This window comes from Cumulibacter soli, assembly GCF_004382795.1.
Lineage (GTDB): Bacteria > Actinomycetota > Actinomycetes > Mycobacteriales > Antricoccaceae > Cumulibacter > Cumulibacter soli.
Genome location: NZ_SMSG01000001.1, coordinates 697023 through 717946 on the forward strand (window position 1 = coordinate 697023; position 20924 = coordinate 717946).

The 20924-nt window shown below is 63.4% G+C and carries 19 protein-coding genes; 4 read left to right on the forward strand and 15 right to left on the reverse strand.

Annotation, left to right across the window (positions count from 1 at the left end):
* Position 1 precedes the first annotated feature (1 nt).
* The 8 genes from E1H16_RS03320 to E1H16_RS03355 all read right to left on the reverse strand — a co-directional run bounded on the left by E1H16_RS03320 (position 2) and on the right by E1H16_RS03355 (position 8061).
* Complete coding sequence (locus E1H16_RS03320; protein ID WP_166741601.1) at positions 2 to 895, reverse strand: ABC transporter permease; 894 nt, start codon at positions 893 to 895, stop codon at positions 2 to 4.
* A complete protein-coding gene (locus E1H16_RS03325) occupies positions 895 to 1836 on the reverse strand; it encodes an ABC transporter permease (protein WP_134322236.1) in 942 nt (313 codons plus the stop codon). Before E1H16_RS03325 ends, E1H16_RS03320 begins: the two co-directional genes overlap by 1 nt.
* Positions 1837 to 1839: 3 nt before the next feature.
* Positions 1840 to 3396, reverse strand: a complete 1557-nt coding sequence (locus tag E1H16_RS03330; RefSeq protein WP_134322237.1) for an ABC transporter substrate-binding protein — start codon at positions 3394 to 3396, stop codon at positions 1840 to 1842.
* Positions 3397 to 3550: 154 nt separating this feature from the next.
* Positions 3551 to 4207, reverse strand: coding sequence for a GntR family transcriptional regulator (locus E1H16_RS03335; protein WP_134322238.1), 657 nt, complete (start codon positions 4205 to 4207; stop codon positions 3551 to 3553).
* A gap of 100 nt (positions 4208 to 4307) precedes the next feature.
* Entirely contained in the window at positions 4308 to 4946 is a 639-nt protein-coding gene (locus E1H16_RS03340; protein ID WP_134322239.1) for a carboxymuconolactone decarboxylase family protein, read from the reverse strand.
* 52 nt (positions 4947 to 4998) lie between these two features.
* Positions 4999 to 5886 carry an isocitrate lyase/PEP mutase family protein gene (locus E1H16_RS03345; RefSeq protein WP_134322240.1) on the reverse strand — a complete coding sequence of 296 codons (888 nt, stop codon included), beginning with the start codon at positions 5884 to 5886 and terminating at the stop codon, positions 4999 to 5001.
* A gap of 69 nt (positions 5887 to 5955) precedes the next feature.
* Entirely contained in the window at positions 5956 to 6474 is a 519-nt protein-coding gene (locus tag E1H16_RS03350; protein WP_134322241.1) for a DoxX family membrane protein, read from the reverse strand.
* 3 nt (positions 6475 to 6477) lie between these two features.
* Positions 6478 to 8061, reverse strand: coding sequence for an ABC transporter substrate-binding protein (locus tag E1H16_RS03355; protein ID WP_134322242.1), 1584 nt, complete (start codon positions 8059 to 8061; stop codon positions 6478 to 6480).
* 306 nt (positions 8062 to 8367) lie between these two features.
* Between E1H16_RS03355 and E1H16_RS03360 the strand changes: the two genes are divergently transcribed.
* Positions 8368 to 8922: a VOC family protein gene (locus E1H16_RS03360; RefSeq protein ID WP_243837614.1), complete on the forward strand. Its 555-nt coding sequence runs from the start codon at positions 8368 to 8370 to the stop codon at positions 8920 to 8922.
* A 148-nt stretch (positions 8923 to 9070) separates the two neighbouring features.
* Here E1H16_RS03360 and E1H16_RS03365 read toward each other — a convergent pair whose 3' ends face one another.
* Positions 9071 to 10246 carry an aminotransferase class I/II-fold pyridoxal phosphate-dependent enzyme gene (locus tag E1H16_RS03365; protein WP_134322243.1) on the reverse strand — a complete coding sequence of 392 codons (1176 nt, stop codon included), beginning with the start codon at positions 10244 to 10246 and terminating at the stop codon, positions 9071 to 9073.
* A gap of 154 nt (positions 10247 to 10400) precedes the next feature.
* On the opposite strand from E1H16_RS03365, the gene E1H16_RS03370 reads away from it, so the two are divergent.
* Entirely contained in the window at positions 10401 to 11177 is a 777-nt protein-coding gene (locus tag E1H16_RS03370) for an enoyl-CoA hydratase/isomerase family protein (protein ID WP_134322244.1), read from the forward strand.
* Positions 11178 to 11247: 70 nt separating this feature from the next.
* On the opposite strand, the gene E1H16_RS03375 is transcribed toward E1H16_RS03370, so the two are convergent.
* The 4 genes from E1H16_RS03375 to E1H16_RS03390 all read right to left on the reverse strand — a co-directional run bounded on the left by E1H16_RS03375 (position 11248) and on the right by E1H16_RS03390 (position 14313).
* The gene (locus E1H16_RS03375; protein ID WP_134322245.1) at positions 11248 to 12036 is read right to left on the reverse strand and encodes an enoyl-CoA hydratase-related protein; all 789 of its coding nucleotides are present in this window, start codon (positions 12034 to 12036) and stop codon (positions 11248 to 11250) included.
* A 107-nt stretch (positions 12037 to 12143) separates the two neighbouring features.
* Positions 12144 to 12488 (reverse strand): antitoxin, encoded by a 345-nt coding sequence (locus E1H16_RS03380; protein ID WP_134322246.1) that lies wholly within the window; start codon positions 12486 to 12488, stop codon positions 12144 to 12146.
* 150 nt (positions 12489 to 12638) lie between these two features.
* On the reverse strand, positions 12639 to 13520 hold the full coding sequence (locus E1H16_RS03385; RefSeq protein ID WP_134322247.1) for a haloalkane dehalogenase: 882 nt from the start codon (positions 13518 to 13520) through the stop codon (positions 12639 to 12641).
* A 58-nt stretch (positions 13521 to 13578) separates the two neighbouring features.
* Positions 13579 to 14313 carry a mycothiol-dependent nitroreductase Rv2466c family protein gene (locus E1H16_RS03390; RefSeq protein ID WP_134322248.1) on the reverse strand — a complete coding sequence of 245 codons (735 nt, stop codon included), beginning with the start codon at positions 14311 to 14313 and terminating at the stop codon, positions 13579 to 13581.
* 86 nt (positions 14314 to 14399) lie between these two features.
* Between E1H16_RS03390 and E1H16_RS03395 the strand changes: the two genes are divergently transcribed.
* Entirely contained in the window at positions 14400 to 14867 is a 468-nt protein-coding gene (locus E1H16_RS03395; RefSeq protein WP_134322249.1) for a winged helix-turn-helix transcriptional regulator, read from the forward strand.
* A gap of 132 nt (positions 14868 to 14999) precedes the next feature.
* Here E1H16_RS03395 and E1H16_RS03400 read toward each other — a convergent pair whose 3' ends face one another.
* Entirely contained in the window at positions 15000 to 16556 is a 1557-nt protein-coding gene (locus E1H16_RS03400; protein ID WP_134322250.1) for an MFS transporter, read from the reverse strand.
* Positions 16557 to 16648: 92 nt separating this feature from the next.
* Positions 16649 to 18940, reverse strand: coding sequence for a MinD/ParA family ATP-binding protein (locus E1H16_RS03405; protein ID WP_134322251.1), 2292 nt, complete (start codon positions 18938 to 18940; stop codon positions 16649 to 16651).
* A 355-nt stretch (positions 18941 to 19295) separates the two neighbouring features.
* Here E1H16_RS03405 and E1H16_RS03410 point away from each other — a divergent pair, with 355 nt between their 5' ends.
* Positions 19296 to 20912, forward strand: coding sequence for an Hsp70 family protein (locus tag E1H16_RS03410; RefSeq protein WP_134322252.1), 1617 nt, complete (start codon positions 19296 to 19298; stop codon positions 20910 to 20912).
* Positions 20913 to 20924 lie beyond the last annotated feature (12 nt).

Consider the following 20924-nt stretch of genomic DNA (forward strand, 5'->3'; position numbering starts at 1 on the left):
ATCAGGACCTCCGCTCTCGGCCGATCGAGTCGCGGATCCCGTCACCGACGAGGTTGAACGCGAGGACGGCGATGGCGATCAGCGAACCCGACACGATAACGGCGACCGGAATCTGCGATACGTACGGTACGGCTCGACCCAGCAGCGACCCCAGGCTCGCATCGGGCGGTTGAACGCCCAGCCCCAGGAAGCTCAACGATGCCTCGACCAGCAGCGCGGTACCCATCGCGAGCGAAATCTGCACGACGATCGGCGACAACGCGTTCGGCACCAGGTGCCGCATCACGATGCGAGTCTTGCTGCACCCCAGCGTTTCCGCCGCACGGATGTAGGTCTCGGGCTTGATGCTGGCAGCTGAGGCACGAGCGACACGGAACAAGCGCGGGGCATAGACGATTCCGATCGCCAACATCGCGTTCGTCAGACCCGGGCCGCGAATGCCGACGATGACCACGGCGAGCAGCAAGCCAGGGAATGTCATGAGCGCATCGGCAATCCGGGACAGTACGGCGTCCCACTTTCCACCGAGATATCCAGCAATGATGCCCAACGGTGCGCCCAGCACCACGCTGAGCGCAGTGGCCTGCGCAGCAGCGAGCAACGAGGTCCGCATCCCGTACAGCACGCGGCTGAACATGTCGCGGCCAAGATCGTCGGTGCCGAGCCAATGCGCACCGCTCGGACCTTGCAGCGCATCTTGCAGACTGTTTTGCGCCGGAGGATAGGGCGCGATGACCGGCGCAAGAAGCGCGAGTAGCACCATCACCACAAGCACGCACAGGGATGCGAACGCCAGCCGCTGCCGCACGAATCGATGTATTGTCCGGAACCGCTCCGAGTGCTTCTTGGCGCCCGAGTTCGGCGCCGCCACATTGACAGTAGGTTCGGTACTCATCAGGTTCTCACCTTCGGACTCAACCATCCGTACGACAGGTCAACCAGCAGATTCACGATCAGCACTACGAACGCGGAGAAGATCCCAATCCCCAGCACAACGGGGATATCGCGCTCCAGGATGGACTTGATGATCTGCGACCCGAGTCCGTTCAGATTGAACACCGTCTCGACCACCACGGTGCTGCCCAGCAGGCGGGATATCTGCACGCCCATCACAGTTACCACGGGCATCGACGCGTTGCGGAAACCGTGCTTGAACACTACCGATCGTCGCCCGACACCTTTCGCCGTTGCCGTTCGGATGTAGTCCAACTCCAGGACGTCACCCAGTGACGCTCGAATGTGTCTGGTTAACTCTGCGGCCACTCCCGTCCCCAGCGTGATGGCAGGTAGGACAAGGTGTTGATACCAACCAACCGGATCCGCGGTGAACTCTACGTAGCCGGTCGCGGGGAACATCGGGATAGATACGGCCAGCCCCAGCACCAGCAGTAGACCGAGGAAGAAGTCCGGAATCGCGATGCCCAAGGATGAGGCGACCACGGCGAACCGGTCGGTCAGTCTGCCGCGACGGGTCGCCGCGATGATTCCCAGCGGAACCGAGATCACAATGGCGAATACCAACGACAGCAAGATCAGGCTCGCCGTCACCGGCAAGCGATCCATGATGATGTCCATGACGTCGCGACCTTGGACGAACGACCGCCCAAAGTCTCCCTGCAGCACGTTCCCCGCCCACAAGAAGTACTGGGCGTAGAGGGGCTTATTGAGGCCCAACCGTTCGCGCGCTTCAGCAACAGTTGCCTCGTCGGCGTCCGGTCCGGCCGCCGCCCGCGCCGGATCGCCCGACGTCATGTGCAGCATGAGGAACGTGATCGTCATGACGATGACGAGCGTGATGACAGCCGATAACAGACGGCGTCCGATATAGGGCAGCATGACCTAGGAGGGGCTGCAGCCTTCGCCCACGGTCACGTCTCGCAAATCCGGTGCGCCCGACCCGAGGTACGGATTCACGTTCAACACGCAGCCCGGCTCGGCGGCATAGATGTTTGCCCGGGTGATGACCGGCAGCGTCGCCACCAACTCGGTGGTGAGCGCGCTCGCCTCCTGCACGGCAGTTGTGCGCGCCTCTGCGTCGCTGTCCGCGATCCCCTGAATCTCGACGATCTTGTCCGCCAGATCTGGGGAGATCACGCCGGCCGGTGCGTACGAGGCGTTCTCGCCGACCAACACTTCAAGCGTCTGGAGCGGATCTGCTCGACCGCCCCAACGGGCCATCATCACGTCACCGACCTCGCCGCTGGTGTAGAGCCCGATCTGGCTGACATCCACTGTCTCGAATTCGACCGTGATTCCGACATCCGCAAGTTGCGCCTGGATCGCCTCAGCTAATTGCAAGTACTCCGGCGTATTGAGCAGCAGCCAACTGAGCGTCACTTCCGGCGTGCCTGCCTCGGCAAGGAGTTCCTTTGCCTTGTCCGGATCATGCGGGTAATCAACGGCGTCCGGAGACGAATACGGAGAATCTCCGGGGAAGACCTGAACGACTGGTTCCGCCGTACCGAAGGAAAGCGCTTCGGCCAGTCCTTCACGATCGAGTGCATAACTGACTGCCTGACGAACCTTCAGATCCTTCAGCGGACCGCTGGTGTTCAGGTACATGACCCATTCGCTGCTGGTGGGATTCACGGTCACCTCGAGCCCGGAGTTCTCGGCTTCGGTGACCTGCCGCGGTGAGACCAGCGCCAGGTTCGCCTCGCCGGACCTCAAGGAATTCAGTCGCGTTTGGTCGTCCGCGACGTACCGCGCGGTGAACTTGGCCGGCCGATCACCCGGGCCGTCCCAGAAGTCATCGAAACGCGACATCACGGTCTCGTCGTTCGGCTCATAGGAGTCGACCATGTACGGGCCAGCCCCGACGGGGTCCAGATCAACACCTGTCGAGCCATCGATCGCATCCGGGCTGATCATCATTCCCAACTGCGTGGCGAGGCGAAACGCGAGTCCCGAGTCTGGCTCCTTGAGGGTGATAAGGACGGTCATCTCGTCCTGCGCCTCGACCTTCGCGATATTCTCCGCGCCGTCCTTGACCGCGATACCGGGCGCGGGGTGGTTCTGGCTGCGTTCAATGTTCTTGACGACGGCGTCGGCGTTGAACTCGGCCCCATCGTGAAAGGTCACGCCATCGCGGAGTGTCAACTCGAACTCGGTCAGTTCGTCGTTAACGAATCCCCACTCGGTGGCGAGTCCCGGTTCCAGTTCACCCTCCGGGGTCATCGTCAGCAGACGCTCGTAGATCGCATATAGGCCGGTTTGGGCGAAGCTGCTGTCATTCTGTGAGCCCGCAGGATCGAGATCGAGATTTCCTGATGCATCCAGGTACACCAGCTCACCATTCGGGTCGACCGGCGCGGCTTCGGCTGCGTCGTCTGAAGTCCCTCCCCCACAGGCCGTCAACAACATCACCAGTGCCACAGCGGAGATCCTCAGTCGCATTCCGGCCAGCCTCACTTCAACTCGTCGCGATCACGTGTGTCGTCAAAATAGTTGCGTTGAAGGTACACGTTCTGTGATCTGAGTCAACGTGCTTGACAATCGCCGAGATAACGATCGAATCTCGGACCCGGGTCGACGGCTCGCCAGACGACGGCTACTTTTCGGTGACGGCGAGGTTCTCCAGGAGAGCATCGCGACCCTGCATGATGTGCTCAGCCATCAGGTTTCCGGCCCGTCGGCCTTCGCCATTCGCGATGGCCTCGGTAATCATGTAATGGAACTGGGCGGACCGGCGTCGCTCGTCAATCTGGTAGCGGCGAAAGGCCGTGAAGACCAACGGCGCGTCGACAGCTTGATTCAGCAATTGCGCGAGTCTCGGATGCCTCGCCGCTTCCACGATCCGCCCGTGCAACTGCTTATTCGCCGCGTTGACCTGCCGGATTGATTCGGTAGTGGAGTCGCTGTGTTCGACAACCCGCTCGAACTCCACAGCGTCCGATCGCAGTAGTTCGAGTTGATCCGGCTCGATACGTTCAGCCGCTAACTCGCTCGCGTATGCCTCCAACCGACACCGCATCTCGTAATAGTCGAGGATCTCCTCTTCGGAGACAGGCCGCACGATCGCCCCGCGGTTGGCCTCGCTGATCACGAGTCCTTCGGCCTGTAGTCGGCGCAGCGCCTCACGGATCGGCGTACGCGAGAGGTTCAGATCAGCAGCGAGCCGCTGCTCAATGAGCCGGTCGGATGGTGCGAGGCGCCCCTCGACGATCGCGTCACGGATCCGGTCGTATGCATCGCGGGCCTGGTTCATTCACGTCCTCAATACGCCTCGGGCGAGACGTGACTGCGCTGGTAGTCGTACCGGATCAACAATAGCCAACAGTTACGCGCCCACTACAGCCCGAACGACGTTACGACGTGGCCGCACCGATATCGGTCGCGTCATGACCTTCAGGCGCAGCAACCTCGACGATCGGCTCCTCCCGATCGTCGAACTCGAGACGCAAGGCCCGCGCAATGACTGCGTGCATGTCATACATGGCAGTGATATAGGTGAACTCGAGGATCTCTTTGTCGCTGAGGAACGTCTTCAGTGCCGCAAACACGCCGTCCGCCACCCGGCCGCCGTCGGCTACCAGCGCGTCGGTGTAGGCCAGCACCGCCCGCTCCTGGTCACTGAACTCGTCCGAGGTTTGCCACGCGGGAATAGCTGCGATCTTCGACTCCGACATTCCCAGCTTGCGGCATGACTTACAGTGCTGCGAGAAGACGAACTGACTGCCACGCAGCCACCCCGCCCGCGTCTGGCCCAGCTCGCGCAGCACCGGAGAGAGGGTGCGCTCGGGGTTCGCGTACAGGCGAAAACCGTGAACCGCATGCTCGAGTACATCGGGCGCGAGTGCGAACACGGTCCACCAGTCACCGGACGTACCTGTCGCCGTTCCAGGCGTATCGACCGGATCGACTCCCTCACCAAAAAGCTGGTCGTACATGCGCTGAACGATCGGCGCGTCCGACTCATTACGACGAACCTGCTGCAAGCGTGGCATTTCGTTCCTCTTCCCTCATCTCAGCCGTGCCGGTCGGCACAACCGTTGCCCATTACTGCTGAAACTCAGCCTCCAGATCACGGATTCGACCGAGACCCAGCAGATCCGTAACTCCATCGAATGTCTCCATCTGCGGCAGTGATGCATTCGTTGACCCCGTACCCCGCAGGGAATCGAGCATGGCGCGCATCGCGTACGCGGCAGTCAGCATCGTGCTGATCGGGAATATCACTACGTTGTAGCCGAGATCGCGCACGAGCTCCATACTCAGCACCTCGGTCTTACCGCCCTCGACCCAGTTGAACACCAATGGATATCCGCGTAGTCGCGTGGCCACGAGTTCAATATCTGCCTGCGTCTTGGGTGCCTCCACAAACAGGACGTCGGCCCCGGCGTCCGCGAATGCCTTCGCGCGGTCGATCGCGTCATCCACGCCGTTGACCGCGATCGCGTCAGTGCGCGCGATTATCAGCAAGTCCGGGTCGGTACGCGCGGCGACCGCGGCCCGGATTTTCGCGACCGCGTCATCGCGAGCGATAACCTCTTTTCCAGCCATATGCCCGCAACGCTTCGGGTAGACCTGATCTTCGAGCTGCACACCGGCGACGCCCGCCTGCTCATAGTCCTTTACGGTGCGCACGACGTTGATCTCGTTACCGAAGCCAGTGTCAGCATCGGCGATTACCGGCTGCGAGGTCGACTGGCAGACCCGGCGAACCGTGTCGACCATCTCGGTACCGGTGACGAGGCCGACGTCGGGTCGGCCCAGCAGACCCGCCGCTACACCGAATCCGGACACGTAGCAGCCATCGAAACCAGCGACTTCGATCAATCGCGCGCTCAGTGCGTCGTACGCACCGGGCAGGATGACCGTGCCCTCTTGCACTCGTTTGCGGAAGTCGGCCCGGCTAGGTGGGCGACGGTCAAGGAAATCAGACATTCAAGGTCTCCAGGTAGAGCTATTCGAATCATTGTGATGAACGTAGCCGCCAGCGAGGATTTATCGCGCCTAGGGACCCGCCTCACTCGAACCAAGTCGCATCATCAGCGGCTTGGCCGCTACGAATCCCAGCCCGGCGACGATCCCAACCGCCGCCGCGCTCCAGCGCACCCACTCCGCCGGATAGATATCCATCGCATGATCAAGTGCGAATCGCCCCGGACCGATGAGCGCCAGCGCTACTGCCGCGGCCGCGAGCGCGCCCGGCAACTCATACCCGCCCTTTGATCCCCACACCCCATTCGGCCAGTGCACGGATGCCGCGACTATGAGCGTGCCGGCCAATGCCGCGGCCGCAAGCGGAGTGAACAAACCCAGCACCAACAGCACGCCGCCGCCGAGTTCGGCCGCTATCGCTATCGTCACGGTCATCCGGCCGGGCCGGAACCCGAGCCGGTCGAATAGCGCGGCCATCGACGCAAACCCGTCACCGCCGAACGCCCCCGTTGCCTTCTGCATCGCGTGGCAGATCAGCAGCACGCCAACGACGAGACGTAGGAGAAACAGGCCGGTATCGACTGCCGTCATCGCCTATCCCGAGATCGCGACGCCGCGCTGGGTCGGCGCGTCGAAGGCGGGCTGTTCGACGTTCGAGACGTTCGTCGAGTACGCCGATCCCAGGTGCAGCAGGCAAATCGGGATGATCTGGCTCTGCTGATCGAGCAGGCTCTGCGCCACCTCGGCATAGAGTTCCTTGCGTTCGTCCGGATCGACTGGACTCGCCGCCTCCATGGCTAGGTCAACCGTTTCCTGCGAAGCGGCCTGCCCGATGTTGTACGGGTGGCCCGGCGCGAAGTACGCCATCGCACCGTTCGGGTCAGGAGTTCCGACGTACGGCAATGTCGCTAGTTCCACCGTCTGATCGACAGAGAAGTTCTGGCTCAACTCGGCCGAGGGCACCGGCTTCACGCTGGCCTTGATACCGACCTCCGCCAGTTGTGCCTGCACAACTTCGGAGAGTTGAGTGAACATCGTGATGTTGGGGGTCATCAACTGCAGTTCGATCTCTCCTTCTACCCCACCCTCGGAGAGCAGTTCTTTGGCCTTCTCGGCATCGTGCGGATAGATGTCCAGTCCATCGCCGACCTCGTCGCTGTAGCCGACAGACGTCGAGGGGAACGGCTGGATGCTGGGCGTGCAGTGTCCTTCGAAGAGGCCCTGGGCGATCTCTTCCCGGTCAAGCGCGTACTGGATCGCCAGTCGCGCGCTCTCCTCGTCGAACGGTGCTTTTTCTGCGTTCACGGCGATGTAGAGGAAGTTGTTCGCCTCACTGGATACGACGTTGAACTCGTCCTCGATGGCCTGATCGATCTGTCCCGGCTGTAGGTAGATCCCGTCGAGCTCACCACTCTTCAATGCGTTGTAGCGGGTCTGGTCGTCGATCATTACCCGGTAAGTCATGGTGGCGACGTTCTGCACGGCGGGATCCCAATAGTCATCGGTCTTCTCGAACTCGGCCGTATCGCCCGGCGTGAAGTCAGTCAGCGTGTATGCGCCGATTCCCACTGGTTCTTGGTCAAGCTTTCCCGCCTTGGCTGCGGTAGGCGAAACCATGATTCCGGATCGGACACCTAGAGCCGTCATGTACGAACCCAAACCATAGGAAACGTCGATCTTGATCGTCGTCTTGTCGATGACCTCAGCCGAGGAGAACGCCGAGGACTCGGCTGCCAGCAGGCTGCCTTCGGCGGCGTTGCGCTCCAGGTTGAACTTCACGGCTTCGGCGTCGAACGGCGTGCCGTCGGTGAAGGTCAGTCCGTCCTGCAGGGTGAGCGTCACGGAGGAGTTGTCTTCGGCGACCTCCCATTCGGTCGCGAGCATCGGTTGCAGCTGCCCCGTCCGGTCCAGGTCGAGGAGCCGGTCGTAGACAGGGCGATAGATCGGCAGGTCCCCGCCGCTGAGGCTCTTCGTAGGGTCCCAACTCGCCGGGAACGCGATCGTGGCCCACCGAAAGTTTCCGGCCGGATCAACGTCGTCCGCTAGCTCGATGGACGTCGGTATGTCGCTTGTTGCCGGGCCTGAGGACTTCGTGTTCGACTCCGGTGCGTCGCCGCACGCTGCAACCAGCAGGGTGAGACAGACGCCGGCGATTCCGACGTGGATCTTCGACTTCATAGCGGTCCAATCTGGGTGTTACGACGATCGCCGACGCGGGTGCTGGTCAACGAGAGAGGTAGGCCGGACCCATTGGGGAGGATGAACACCCGCGGCTCCGATACTCGAAAGCGTAGATCATTTTGTACACAATCGACAACATTGGTGGTCATATTTGCCAGAATCTGGGCCCCTCAGGCGTCAGTATGTACACAACATGTTGCGGGCGCGCCAGTGATGTGTAACAGTTGATCCATTGGAGCCCGCCGCGATGAGTGGCGCCACGACTCCACACATGAACCCATCCGCCGCCTTTTGGAGGCCACCGTGTCTGAGAAGAAAACCCCACCGTTCGCAGTGTCCGGCATCAACCACCTCGCACTCGTCTGCTCCAACATGGAGAAGACCGTCGAGTTCTACGAAGATGTACTCGGCTTCCCGCTGATTAAGACCGTCGAGCTCCCCGGCGGCGCCGGCCAGCACTTCTTCTTCGACATCGGCGGCGGTAACCACCTGGCCTTCTTCTGGTTCCCCGACGCTCCAGCCCCGGCGCCCGGTATTGCCGCCGCTGCTGGAATGCCCGGTGGCGGGGACCTCACCAGCGCGGTTGGTTCGATGAACCACGTCGCCTTCACCATTCCGCTGGACAAGTTCGACGAGTACCGCGAGAAACTCATCGCGGCCGGCGTGAACACCGGCGTCATCCTCAACCATGACGACAGCGAGTCGACAGTGGCTCAGGAAATGCATCCGGGCGTATTCGTCCGTTCGCTGTACTTCCAGGATCCTGACGGCATCCTGCTCGAGTTCGCTTGCTACACGCGCGAACTGACCGACGACGACGTCAAGCACGCTCCGGCGAACCAGACTGCTGGCGCCTAGCCCGCATCGAGCGCGAGAGGGGCTGTTCCTGCCGCCGACAGGAACAGACCCTCTTCGCATATACCTGAAAAGTACGCAGTTACTGGGGTGCGAGAGAACCGCGTCGACGCACCGGCGATAGGCGCACGCCTGAGCGAGCGCGAATCGGCTAGCCGAGTTTGGGCAGCGCGCGCCTCAGTCCGCGCATCCCCTGGCGGATACGCGCCTCATTCTCAATCAAGGCAAATCGAACGTGTCCTTCGCCGCCCGGGCCGAACCCGACCCCGGGCGACACGGCGACGTGCGCCTCCTTGACCAGCATGGACGCGAACTCGACCGACCCCATCTCCTTATATTGCTCGGGAATCGGCGCCCATAAGAACATCGTGCCCCGCGGCGCTTCGACCTCCCAACCGATGTCGTTCAAACCCTTCACCAGTGCATCGCGCCGAGACTGGTACACCGGCTGCACTTCCCTCGGATAGTCCGGCTGTTCCTGCAACGTCACGGTGGCCGCGATCTGGATCGGCTGGAAGGTGCCGTAGTCCAAGTACGACTTCAGTTTCGCCAACGCCCCGACAACATCTTTGTTACCCGCGAGGAACGCCATTCGCCAGCCGGCCATCGAGAACGACTTGGTCATCGAATACAGTTCGACGGCGCATTCCTTGGCGCCGTCAGCCTGCAGGATCGATGGCGGGTTCCAGCCGTCAAAGCCCAGGTCGGCGTACGCATTGTCGTGTACGACGATGATGTCGCGTTCGCGAGCAAAATCGACGACTCGCTGGAAGAACTCGAGTTCTACCGTCGCCGTCGTCGGGTTGTGCGGGAATGACAGCACGATCACCCGCGGCTTCGGCCACGAGTACTCGTAGGACTCAACGATATTTCCAAACAGGTCCTCATTCGTGCCCATCGCGATCTCACGAACCGAGGCTCCGGCGAACAACGGGCCCCAAATATGAATCGGGTAGGACGGCGCAGGTACGAGCGCCGCATCCCCAGGCTCGAGCAACACCCACATCAGGTGGCTGAAACCCTCCTTCGCCCCGATCGTCGAAATGACCTCGGTCTCGGGATCCAGGTCGACGTTGAAGCGCCGCTTGTAGAGATCGGCGAACCCCTTGCGCAGGTTCGGCAGACCCCGCGAACTGGAGTAGCGGTGGTTGCGAGAGTTGTGCGCGGCCTCGGCCAGCTTCTCCACAGCGATCTCTGGAGAGGGCAGGTCAGGGTTTCCGAAGCCGAGGTCGATGATGTCGATCCCGGCTCGACGCGCTTCTACCTTGAGTGAGTCAATGATGGTGAAGACGTACGGCGGCATGCCGGTGATGCGACGAAAATCCATTAGGCGATTCTACGGCGCGGACCATCGCCGCTTTTCGGGGGCACCATACATTAGTTTTCGTGTTTCGACCCGCCCACCCACAGCACAACGGCCATCGCACCGATAGCGTTTAGCCGCCGCCAATCCAGATCCACACGAGAGCGAGACCGACACAGTGAGCGAGACCGAGCTGATCGGCTACGACATCATCGACCGCGTCGCGGTGCTACGGATGCAGAAAGCGCCGGTCAACGCACTCGACGATCGGATGCTCGACGCGCTGCACGACGCGTATCGGCGCGCGGATGCCGATCCTGGCGTTGGGGCGATCATCCTCACCAGCGGCGTGGAGAAGGTGTTCTGCGGCGGGATGGACCTCAAGTGGGCCTGGAGCGCCGACGTGCTCGAGATGCGGGCTTTCATCCGCAAGCTCTATATCGGCACCATGGACGTCCAATATCACCTGTCCAAACCGACCATCGCGGCCGTGAATGCGCCGGCCCGCGGGGCGGGGATCACGCTTTCGATCACGTGCGACATGGTGGTCGCCGCGCAGGAGGCCACCCTCGGTTATCCGGAGATCAACGTCGGTTTCATCGCCGCGATCCACAACGCGCATCTGCCGCAGATCATCGGTCGCGCCAAGGCATTCGAACTGCTCGTCGGAGGGGAGCCCATCAGTGCCGCCGAAGCCGAACGGATGGGCCTGATCAACCACGCCGTACCCGGCGATCGTTTGTTGGAGAAGGCACTCGAACTCGGGCGGCTGATGGCCGGGAAGTCACCACAGTTGATGAACCTGGCGCGTAGCGCGTTCGTTCGACAGAACGACCTCGACTACCGCCGCTCGGTGGAAAACCAGATTGAGGCCCTGTGTACGACGTTCGCCAGCGCCGACAGTAAGGAGGCGATTGCTGCATTCGTCGAGAAGCGCGCACCCCACTGGGCGTAACCCGAGTCCGTTCAGAGCACCGGCGACCAGCCGCTGATCGCGTTACTGGCCGCCGGCCGAACACCCGAGATTAGGCCGAGAGGCCGGTGAACTTCGGTGCCCGCCGCTCATTGAACGCGGCCACCCCTTCGGTGATCTCACCTGTCGCGATCGCTTCGTTCATCAGCGTGTTCGACTCCTCGAACGATGCCGCGAAGTCCTTATCGAAGTGGTCATAGACCTGCTTCTTCATCACCGCGATCGCCCGTGGCGACACGCTGTCAGCGAGTTGCTGTGCGTACGCGACCGCCTCGTCGACGACTTTGCCCGGCGCCGAAATGAAGTTCACCAGCCCCATCTCGTACGCGCGGTCGCTGGTGATGACCCGCGAGGACATCAACAGGTCCAGCGCGTGGCTGGTCCCCACGATCCGCGGTAGCAACCACGACACGCCGTGCTCGGCGATCAGGCCCAACTTGGCGAACGCTGTCGTCATTTTCACGCCCGGCTCCGCGAAGCGGACGTCGCCCATCGTCGACTGCACCAAACCCATGCCGGCCGCTGCACCGTTGATCGCGACGATCAGCGGCTTCGGAAACGACAACGGGTAGGTAATCGGTCGCTCGGCGTTGACGTTGGTCTCACCGGCCTCGCCAACCTCTTCGAGGTGTCCCATATCGGCACCGGCGCAGAAGCCCTTGCCCGCGCCGGTCAGGACGACGGCGCGGATCTCTGGGTCGGCAGCGGCCGCATCGAGCGCCCCGAAGTATTGCGCGCCCATCGGGCCGCTCCAGCTGTTCAACCTCTCCGGGTTGTTCAGCGTGATGACGAGCACCGACCCGCGCCGTTCGGTGAGGACCTTCTGTTGATCGTCCGACATGCAATTACCTTTCAAGGCGACGTTTTAGGTTGCCCCATTCATATCGGTCACGAGCAACGATGGCTAGTACACCGGGCGAGGTGCTTCGTTCGCGACGTGCCAGGAGGCTACGCTGGCGTGCCTCGACCGTCGCGCGAACCGTCACCGTTGTCGGATTCACGGTCGACCTGCCAACCTCCGTCTGGCCCCGCGCTTGGCCCGTCCGCGCGAGGGCCATCAGCGCTGCCCGCCGCGGAACCTGTACCTGCCGCGCCGGGCTGGGGGCCGCGATCGCGCTCATTGCCGGTGAATGAGTCCACCTTGTTCAGTACGCCGTCCACCTTGTCGGCGTACTTGCCCTTGGTCTGCTTGTTCACGAACGAGCCGGCCTTGTCGGCAACCTTCGAAATTTTGTCGGGATTCTTCTCGGCAAACTGCTGCGCCTTGCGCAGAATCTGGTCGAACTTGCCCATTTCCGTCACCTCCGATAGATGTGGTCATCACACCAGCGTGCAACGCCGCGAGAAGGTTCCGAGCCACTCACCGAAACTTCACGACCGGCACCCACAACGCTCACATCGCACCGAGCGCCGCAGGCGCTGATTGGCCGAATGTCGCTGCGCTCAGGAAATGGAGTTATACCACTGCGACAGCGCCTGACCGATCTCATCGGGCGAGTCCTCTTGAATGAAGTGGTCGCCTGAGACCGTAACCTCGCGCTGGTTTGGCCACGCGCGGGCGAACTCGCGTTGCGCGCCGGTGAGGATCGAGCCGGGGTCGGCGTTGACAAACAGTTTCGGGATGGAGCTGCCCGAGAGCCACGAACTGTAATCGTTGACAATTTGGCAGACGTCGTCCGGCTGTCCCTCGATGGGAATCTGCCTCGGCCACGTCAACGTGGGACGCCGACCCTCTCCGGGCTCAGCGAACGGCGCTCGATAGATGGCCATTTCCTCCTCGGTCAGCGTCCGCAGGATCGACGATGGCAGCACGCGCTCAACGAAGATGTTCTTCTCGAGGATGAGCTTCTCCCCGGCTTCGGATCGGAACCCCTGAAAGATGCCGCGTGCGGCTTCTGGCCATTCATCCCAGGTCACCTCACGAACAATCGCCTCCATATAAGCGATGCCGAGTACGCACTCGCGGTTGCGGTTAGCCCAGTCGAACCCGAGCGCCGAGCCCCAGTCATGGACGACGAGCGTCACCCGCTCGGTGACGCCGAGCTGTCGAAGCAGCGCGTCGAGATAGCGCCGGTGCTCGACGAAACGGTAACTGTCGGGCCCCGAGTCGGCGAGTTTGTCCGAGTCGCCCATGCCGATCAAGTCCGGCGCGATGCATCGAGCGCTCGACTGCACGTGTGGAATCACGTTGCGCCACAGGTAGGACGACGTCGGATTGCCGTGCAGGAACACGATGGGATCACCCGTTCCGACGTCGACATAGGCCATCCGGCGACCTAGAACGTCGGTGTATCGCTTTTCTAGCGGCTGTGCGGATAGCGGCATTTCGATTCCAATCCACGCGACATGCGGCGGTGTGGTCAGTGAGTTGGCCAGTCTCCGGTCAGCCGCGTTGGTCTTTGGTCCGGCGGCTGCCGCCGTGCCAATCTTCGGTAGGTCCGATTTCTGAGGCGGATACGCCAAGTGCGGGCAACTGAGGCCGCTCGCGCAAACTACGTTTCAGTTCGGCGAAACCCGGATAGCGTGCGAGTCCAACCACGTGATCCCACAGTTGCGCGGCGTCTGTTTCTTCGGGTAGTCGACTGATCACCGGTCCGAAGAAGGCGACTCCGTGCGGCGGGTCGACATGAATGATCGGGGTGCCCACGTCCTTACCGGCCGCGGCGAGAGCTTCGTCCGTCTCCACCTGAATCAGCGGATCGAGCGAGTCGTCATCGATCGCGGCGGCGTACGTCGTCGATAGCCCGGCCGCGCGCAACGCGTCCTCGGCGAAGGCAACCGTGCCGCGCTCATCGCCGCCGTCTGCGCTCTGCGACAACGGAGCCAATTCGAAGATCTTGGTGCCGAGGGCGTCATAGAGTGCGCCGACGGCGGCGTTGCCTTCGCTCGTACGGACCTGACGGCACACGCGCAGTAGCCGAAGTCCCGCGGTGTGTCCGTCTTCGTACCCACGCGGAAAGTGAGCGTCGTAGTCGACGTCAGCATTGACCTGGCGAAGAGAGATAAATCGCCATTCGGTGCGGTAGTCCCGCTGTCGCATTACCTGACGCACCCATTTGCTGGTCATCCAGGCGAACGGGCAGACGGGATCGAAGTAGAAGCGGAGGTCGGACGTCATAGTTGTGTCCTGTCAGTCGCTGACTTGCAGAGTGCAACGTAGCAACCTGCGTAGCGTTGCGCAAGTCAGCGTCGTATCGTGAGGCGATGAGTAAGGAGCTGGGAAAGTCCTCGGACTGTTCGGTCGCTCGCGCGTTGACCGTGCTCAATGATCCGTGGACGGTGTTGATTGTTCGCGAAGCGCTCATCGCCAAGTCAACGCGCTTCGGACAGTTTCGTGACGCTCTAGGAATCGCCCCCAACATCTTGACCAAACGGCTGCGACACGTCGTTGCTGAGGGACTGATGGAGCGGCGTACTTACCAGGCGCCGGGAGCGCGGACCCGCGACGAGTACGTATTGACCGAGTCGGGCCGGGCACTGAGCATCGTCATCGCATCGCTCGCCGATTGGGGGCGACAGTACCTGGCGCGCCCGGGCAGTCATTCGCCGCTGTTCGTCGACGCACAGACCGGAGTCTCCGCGCGGCTACTGTTCGCCGATGCCGAGGGAATCGCGCACCACCCCGCTGAACTGATCGCCGAGCGCGCCCCGGATGCCGACCTCGCGCGTTAGCGCATCACGGCCGGCATCCGCCAGTACACGGACGTGGCAACGCTGGCCTCGGCGACGGTCATCCGTTACCCCACTTCCACGTTGTCCGGCGGCCGCGTGAGTATGGCGGGGAAGTGGGCCCAGTGGGAGCGCCTACGCCCTGCCGGCGGGTCGGTCTGCTGGCGCCTCGTCCGAGCCGTCGTGGCGCTGGGCGAGCTCCGCCCGCTCGGCAGCCGTCTGGGGCGCGTCGAACTCGGCGCCCGGGTCCTCGACTTCGGTAAACGCCTCTTCGTCGCTGAGGTCGGCGCGGTGCCTGGGGAGCGCGAAGGCGACAAGGGTCCCGGCGATGGCCGCGAACATTGACGCGGCGAAGATGAGCCGGAACGCGTGGTCGGTCGGCACATCAGCGCCATCCACCTCGATCACCTCCGCGGCCAGAATCATCGCAACTACCGCGGATGAGCACGACGTCCCGACACTGCGCAGCAACGCGTTCAGACCATTCGCGGACGCCGTTTCGGTGACGGGCACGGCGCGCATAATCAGCGTCGGCAGGGCGGCGTACGCCAACGCGACACCCGAACTGCTCAGGCAGATCGCGATCAGTAACAACACCAGCGAGCGACCTGTGAACACCATCAGCAGGTACCCCACGGCGATCAGCATTCCGCCGGTGATCAGCGTGACCTTCGCACCACGACGGTGCGAGATGATCGCCGAGACCGGCGCTAGCGCGACCATCAGCACACCGGACGGCAGCAGAAACAACCCCGCCTGCGCAGGGGACATCCCAAAGCCGGCGCCGGGGCTTTCGGGCAGCGTGAGCATCTGCATTGCGCCGAGCATTTGCCCGAACATGCTGAACCCGATCAGCACGGTGGCAATGTTCGTCAGCATGACCGGACGCCGAGACATGGTGCGCAAATCGACCAAGGGGTCTGTTCGACGCAACTCGAACGGGATCCAGCCGACGAGAATCACCGCGGATGCAATGAACAGCCCGATGGTCACGCTGCTGCCCCAGCCCCATGTCGAGCCCTTCGAAATCGCCAACAGCAACGCGAGCATGGCGGCCGACAACAGCAGCGAGCCAACGTAATCAACCCGCCCGGGCGAGCGAACCGTGGACTCCTCCACCACAAACAGGATCAGCACTAGCAGGATGACACCCACGACCGCGCTGAGCACGAACACCATGTTCAGCCCGAGGTTGCTGTAAACGAATCCGCCCAACGGCGGTCCGATTGCGCCGCCGATCCCCATTGTCGCGCTCATCATGCCGACGGCTGCGCCAATGCGTTCTTTGGGTAGCAGGTCGCGCATCACGCTGATGCCCACTGGCACGATCGCGAAACTCAGGCCTTGTAGGCCACGGCCGAGCAACACCATGAACAACGATCCGCCGATGGCACCCACGATCGACCCGATCGTGACGAAGGCGAGGCTCAGTACCAGCATCTTGCGCTTGCCGAACATGTCGGCCAGCCGCGAAATGATCGGCATGCTCACCGCGCTGGTCAACAGCGTCACCGTGACTACCCAGGACGCGTTCTCCGGAGTCGTATCCAGCGTGTGGTGCAGATCCGCCAGCGCGGGGACGAGCGAGGTCTGCTGCAGCGAGATCGCTAGACCGCAGAAACTCAGGACGGCGATGATGGTGCGGACGTTCTGAGTACGTCGAACAGCCGGTCGCGCGAATGACGAAAGCACAAATCACCGAATCATGGATCGCGTAAAGAACTTATCCTAGCGAACGAATTCGTCTGCGCCGAATTCACGCAGTGGGCTGCACGACAACTAGGCTAGCGAGCGCCTTGGAAGCCATCGGCGACGGTGGCCGCGAGCTCGACAAACGCGTGCTCGGTCTCCGGCTTGAGTCGCGAGGTGTCGATCCGTCCACCCACGACCAGGTGTGGGTCGAACGGGATCTCAACAACCGCGCGACACCGCGACTCGAAATGCCGCCGCAGTACCGCCATGTCAACGGTGTTCGATTTCTCCCGGACCGATGCGATGACGGCGACGGACTGCGAGACCAGGTGGCCGTAGCCGTGGGCCACGAGCCAGTCCAGGGTCTTCGATGCACGCGAGGAACCGTCGACGCTCGGCGCACCCACGACCACCAGCGAGTTGGCCTGCTCCAGGGTGCCTTTCATCGCCGAATGCAGCATGCCGGTGCCGGAGTCGGTCAGTACGACGTTGTAATACCGCGAAAGCAGGTCCGTGACTTCGGTGTACTGCCGCTCGTCGAACGCCTCGCTGATCTCGGCGTCCTGGTCGGAGGCGAGCACTTGCAACCGCCCAGCCAGCGACATGTAGCGGGAAATATCGGTAAAGGACGAGATCTCGTCCAGGTGATCGAGCATGGTGCGCACGGATACGTCGGTGACGCCGGTGAGCCGTTCAGCCAGGGTGCCCGCATCGGGATTGGCATCGAGCGCAACTACCCGATCGCCGCGGTACTGCGCGAGCGTGAGTCCCAGGCACGACGTCGTCGTCGTCTTGCCGATGCCACCCTTGAGGCTGACGACCGCGATCTTGTGGCACCCATGGATGGGCGTGCGGACACGGTCGAGTAGGGCGTTGCGCTCGGTCTCCTCCTTAGAGGCGCCGAGGTTGATCCCGCCGAATGACGCCTTGTACAGCACTCGGCGCCACCCGCCAGCGGGGGCGGGCTTGCTCTCGCGAACGAGCGCGGCATGGTTGAAGTCGATCGGCATGATCGAGTTCGGCGCCTGCGGCCCTTGCAGATGGGCTGGTATTGCGGCGACATTCACCTCCGCCGGGACGGCGAAGGCGCCAGACTGCGGAGCCTGCGCTGCGGCGTATGGACTCGACTGCACAGCGGGTCCACCCTGTTGCGCAGCAGGCCCACCTGGTTGCGCGGCCGCGCGCGGATCAGCACCTGCCGTCGGGACAGCAGGCGGCACTGCGGGACCGGGCTCGGGCGGTACGGCGTTCCCGGGTGGCGTCCACTGGCTCCAGGTCTGCGGCTGCGGGGGCGTGGCAGCTTCGTACGCCGCTGGCCCCTCCGCCGATTGTTCCCACGCTGGCTGTCGGGGCCCCGACCGTCCCGGTGCAGGCTGTTCCTGCGGCTGCGGATCGTGGCCCTGCTGTTGCTGAGCGGGCTGTTCCCACCCCGATTGTTGTTCCGGCGCCGACCGCCCCTGTGGTTGCTCGTGTGCCGGAGCAGGCGACATCGGACCGTCCGCGGTCGACCTCACATCGCCGTCCGCGCCCGGCGTCACGTCACCGTCAGTCGGTCGCGGCGATTCGCTACTGGCGGCGCCATCGTGCGCCGGCGGCTCTGACTCATCCTCCGGCACGGCGTGCCGACCGAGTGGGCCTTGCTCCTGCTCGAGACCTGCGGGCGATGAGACGTGGCGCTCCAGGTCCTGCCGCGCCTCGGTTGCCACCGGCTGTGACGTACGCACGTTCTGTGGCCATGCTGCGACCGCACTGTCGGCGTTCTGCGAATCCGACTGCTGTTCGCCGACCTGAGCGTGGCTGTCGGGCTCAGGCAATTCGTTCGCGTGTGGCAGCCGCGGGATCTCGTACGGCGCTCCCGGCCCGTAATGTGCGCGCTGCACGTACGGCACGGCGCCGGGCTGCTGAGACTGCGAACGCCCATCAGGCGAAGCGCCGGGTTGCTGAGCCGACGGTTGGGAGTCAGGCGTTCCGCCCGGCAGCGGACCGGTCTGCACGTGTGACTGCCGCTCCTGCGGGCCACCGGATTCCGATGAGGAGGCGAACTGCGGCGGTGCGGCATCCGAGACGGCGCGCGGCATCGGCGCCGGGTCACGACGCGGCGGCACCTGCTGATGCGCCCAACCGCTAGAGGTGTTGCTGGGCGCGACGTTCGGCATCGGCGCTGGCGGCGGTGGCACTTTCGGCGTCCACGGGTCTGGAATGTCGTGCTGATTCACCTGCGGCGGAAGCCAATTGCGCACGGGGGCCGGTTGCTCGGGCACTCCGGGCTCGGGCGAATCCAGCCACGGATCGGGCGGTAATTGACGCGACGTGCCTGATTCGGCGCCAGGGCTCGTCGCGTCCTGCGGCCGATTCGAATCTGACGTGCTCGGCTGTTCACTCACCAAGAGTTTGAGTCCTCCCGCGGTATGCGCCCTGCGCTGATGCCACCGATATGCATCCGACTACCCTAGTCATCGAAGGTTGGCCAACGGTGCATAGTTCAAACTTCTTTCAGGCAACTGTCTCCGACGGTTCATCGACATGCACTGGATCACACGTACGGCACTCCCCGGCCCGTCGGGGATCCACGAGCCGCACCATTACGTCGGAGCCCCTGGAAGTTCAGTGACAGCAGGGGCCTACATGGCAGTATGGGCGTGGGTGCGATGTGCGCGCCCGATGCTGACGACGAAGACTTAACAACCTCCGCACGCGACACCCAGCGGTCAACGGCGCGGCGGAGTGCAAGGGGTGAGAATGCGCGTTCTAGCGGTCGACTTTGGTACGTCGAACACCGTCGCCGCGGTGTCCGTCGACGGCGCCGCGCCTCGCCTGCTCACGATCGACGGAAGCCCGCTGGTCCCGTCGTCCATCTATCTAGCCGAGGACGGCACGATCGCGGTCGGTCGCGACGCTGACCGGCAGGCCCGAATCGACCCAAGCAGGTACGAGCCCAATCCGAAACGACGCATCGATGACGGCGACATGCTGTTGGGTGAGGACGTCATCCCGGTCCGTCAGGCCATCGGGGCGGTACTCGGCCGTGTGCTGCAAGAGTTCGAGCGGCAGTTCGACGGCGCCCGGCCGGACGTCGTACGCCTCACCCATCCGGCACGATGGCGTAAGTCCCGACGCGATGTGCTGGTCGCGGCGTGCCGCGAGGCCGGCCTGAACGACGAACCAATTCTCATTCCGGAGCCGGTCGGCGCCGCCACCCATTTCGTCACCCAGGGCGGGCACAACATGGCCCCCGGTCAGGCGCTGGCGGTCTACGACCTCGGCGGCGGCACCTTCGACGTAGCCATCGTGCAGAAGACGCAGAACGGTTTCGAGGTCATCGCCGAGGCCGGGCTTCCGGATCTAGGCGGACTGGATTTCGACCACGCGATCCTCGAGCACGTCGGCAAGACGCAGCAGTCCACCGACCCCGACGAGTGGGCTCGGCTCAACCGTCCCTCCGACACGGCCAGCCGCCGCGCACAACGCGCGCTCGCTGTCGATATCAAGGAAGGCAAAGAAGCACTATCGCGGCATCCACATACGGACATCGCGTTTCCGCCGCCATTCCAGGACGTGCACGTCACCCGCAGCGAGTTCGAGGAACTGATTCGGCCCAACCTGGCGCGATCGGTCGAGTTGCTGTCGACGACGATCAGCGAAGCCAACCTAACGCCCGACAAACTGTCGGGCGTGTACCTCGTCGGCGGGTCCTCCCGGGTACCGCTGGTGGCCCGGCTGATCCAAGAGGGACTCGGTGTCACCCCGGCAACACTTGATCAGCCTGAGGCGACGGTCGCCAGCGGCGCGCTGTACCTAAACGTTGGAGCGCAGCCGGGTGCCAAGCCAGCGGCCGGTAACCCGACTTCGTCCATCCCGCCATTGACCGGCCCGCAGTCACGTCCCTCCGGAAACGGACCGCTGCCCGGACGCGCCCCGCTCGATGCGACCCGCAGGGTCAGCCCGAATGACCTGCCACAGATCCGCACCGTGCGACCGCAGGGGCCGCCCGGCAACGTTCGACGCATTACAGGGCCTCCCATGCCCGGCCAGCAGGCGGGACCGCGCCCGAACGTCGGAGCTGTGGGCCCGCGGCCAGCGACCGGCCAACGGCCGGCGAACCCCGCTCCGATGAGCGCACCGCAGCCGCGTCCCAACACCGGTTCAATCAGGCCCACCACCGGGCCACAGCGACCAGCAACGGGCCCGGTACCGCGCCCGAACACCGTCGCGACCAGCGCGCCGAACTCGCCCCCACGCCCGACGAACCCCGCACCGCGCCCGCCGCAGAACGCCACAAATTGGCAACCGGTGATTTGGATCGCGATCGGCGTAGCCACCGTCATTCTGCTCATCATCCTGTTCACGAACCTCTAGCGATACCGAAAG

Bases quoted from the DNA above. Each gene is read 5' to 3' on its own strand.
- E1H16_RS03385 (WP_134322247.1), bottom strand. From the start codon at position 13,520: ATGCCGCTATCCGCACAGCCGCTAGAAAAGCGATACACCGACGTTCTA.
- E1H16_RS03320 (WP_166741601.1), bottom strand. From the start codon at position 895: ATGAGTACCGAACCTACTGTCAATGTGGCGGCGCCGAACTCGGGCGCC.
- E1H16_RS03340 (WP_134322239.1), bottom strand. From the start codon at position 4,946: ATGCCACGCTTGCAGCAGGTTCGTCGTAATGAGTCGGACGCGCCGATC.
- E1H16_RS03330 (WP_134322237.1), bottom strand. From the start codon at position 3,396: ATGCGACTGAGGATCTCCGCTGTGGCACTGGTGATGTTGTTGACGGCC.
- E1H16_RS03345 (WP_134322240.1), bottom strand. From the start codon at position 5,886: ATGTCTGATTTCCTTGACCGTCGCCCACCTAGCCGGGCCGACTTCCGC.
- E1H16_RS03365 (WP_134322243.1), bottom strand. From the start codon at position 10,246: ATGGATTTTCGTCGCATCACCGGCATGCCGCCGTACGTCTTCACCATC.
- E1H16_RS03355 (WP_134322242.1), bottom strand. From the start codon at position 8,061: ATGAAGTCGAAGATCCACGTCGGAATCGCCGGCGTCTGTCTCACCCTG.
- E1H16_RS03410 (WP_134322252.1), top strand. From the start codon at position 19,296: ATGCGCGTTCTAGCGGTCGACTTTGGTACGTCGAACACCGTCGCCGCG.
- E1H16_RS03335 (WP_134322238.1), bottom strand. From the start codon at position 4,207: ATGAACCAGGCCCGCGATGCATACGACCGGATCCGTGACGCGATCGTC.
- E1H16_RS03325 (WP_134322236.1), bottom strand. From the start codon at position 1,836: ATGCTGCCCTATATCGGACGCCGTCTGTTATCGGCTGTCATCACGCTC.
- E1H16_RS03395 (WP_134322249.1), top strand. From the start codon at position 14,400: ATGAGTAAGGAGCTGGGAAAGTCCTCGGACTGTTCGGTCGCTCGCGCG.
- E1H16_RS03380 (WP_134322246.1), bottom strand. From the start codon at position 12,488: ATGGGCAAGTTCGACCAGATTCTGCGCAAGGCGCAGCAGTTTGCCGAG.
- E1H16_RS03375 (WP_134322245.1), bottom strand. From the start codon at position 12,036: ATGTCGGACGATCAACAGAAGGTCCTCACCGAACGGCGCGGGTCGGTG.
- E1H16_RS03390 (WP_134322248.1), bottom strand. From the start codon at position 14,313: ATGACGTCCGACCTCCGCTTCTACTTCGATCCCGTCTGCCCGTTCGCC.
- E1H16_RS03350 (WP_134322241.1), bottom strand. From the start codon at position 6,474: ATGACGGCAGTCGATACCGGCCTGTTTCTCCTACGTCTCGTCGTTGGC.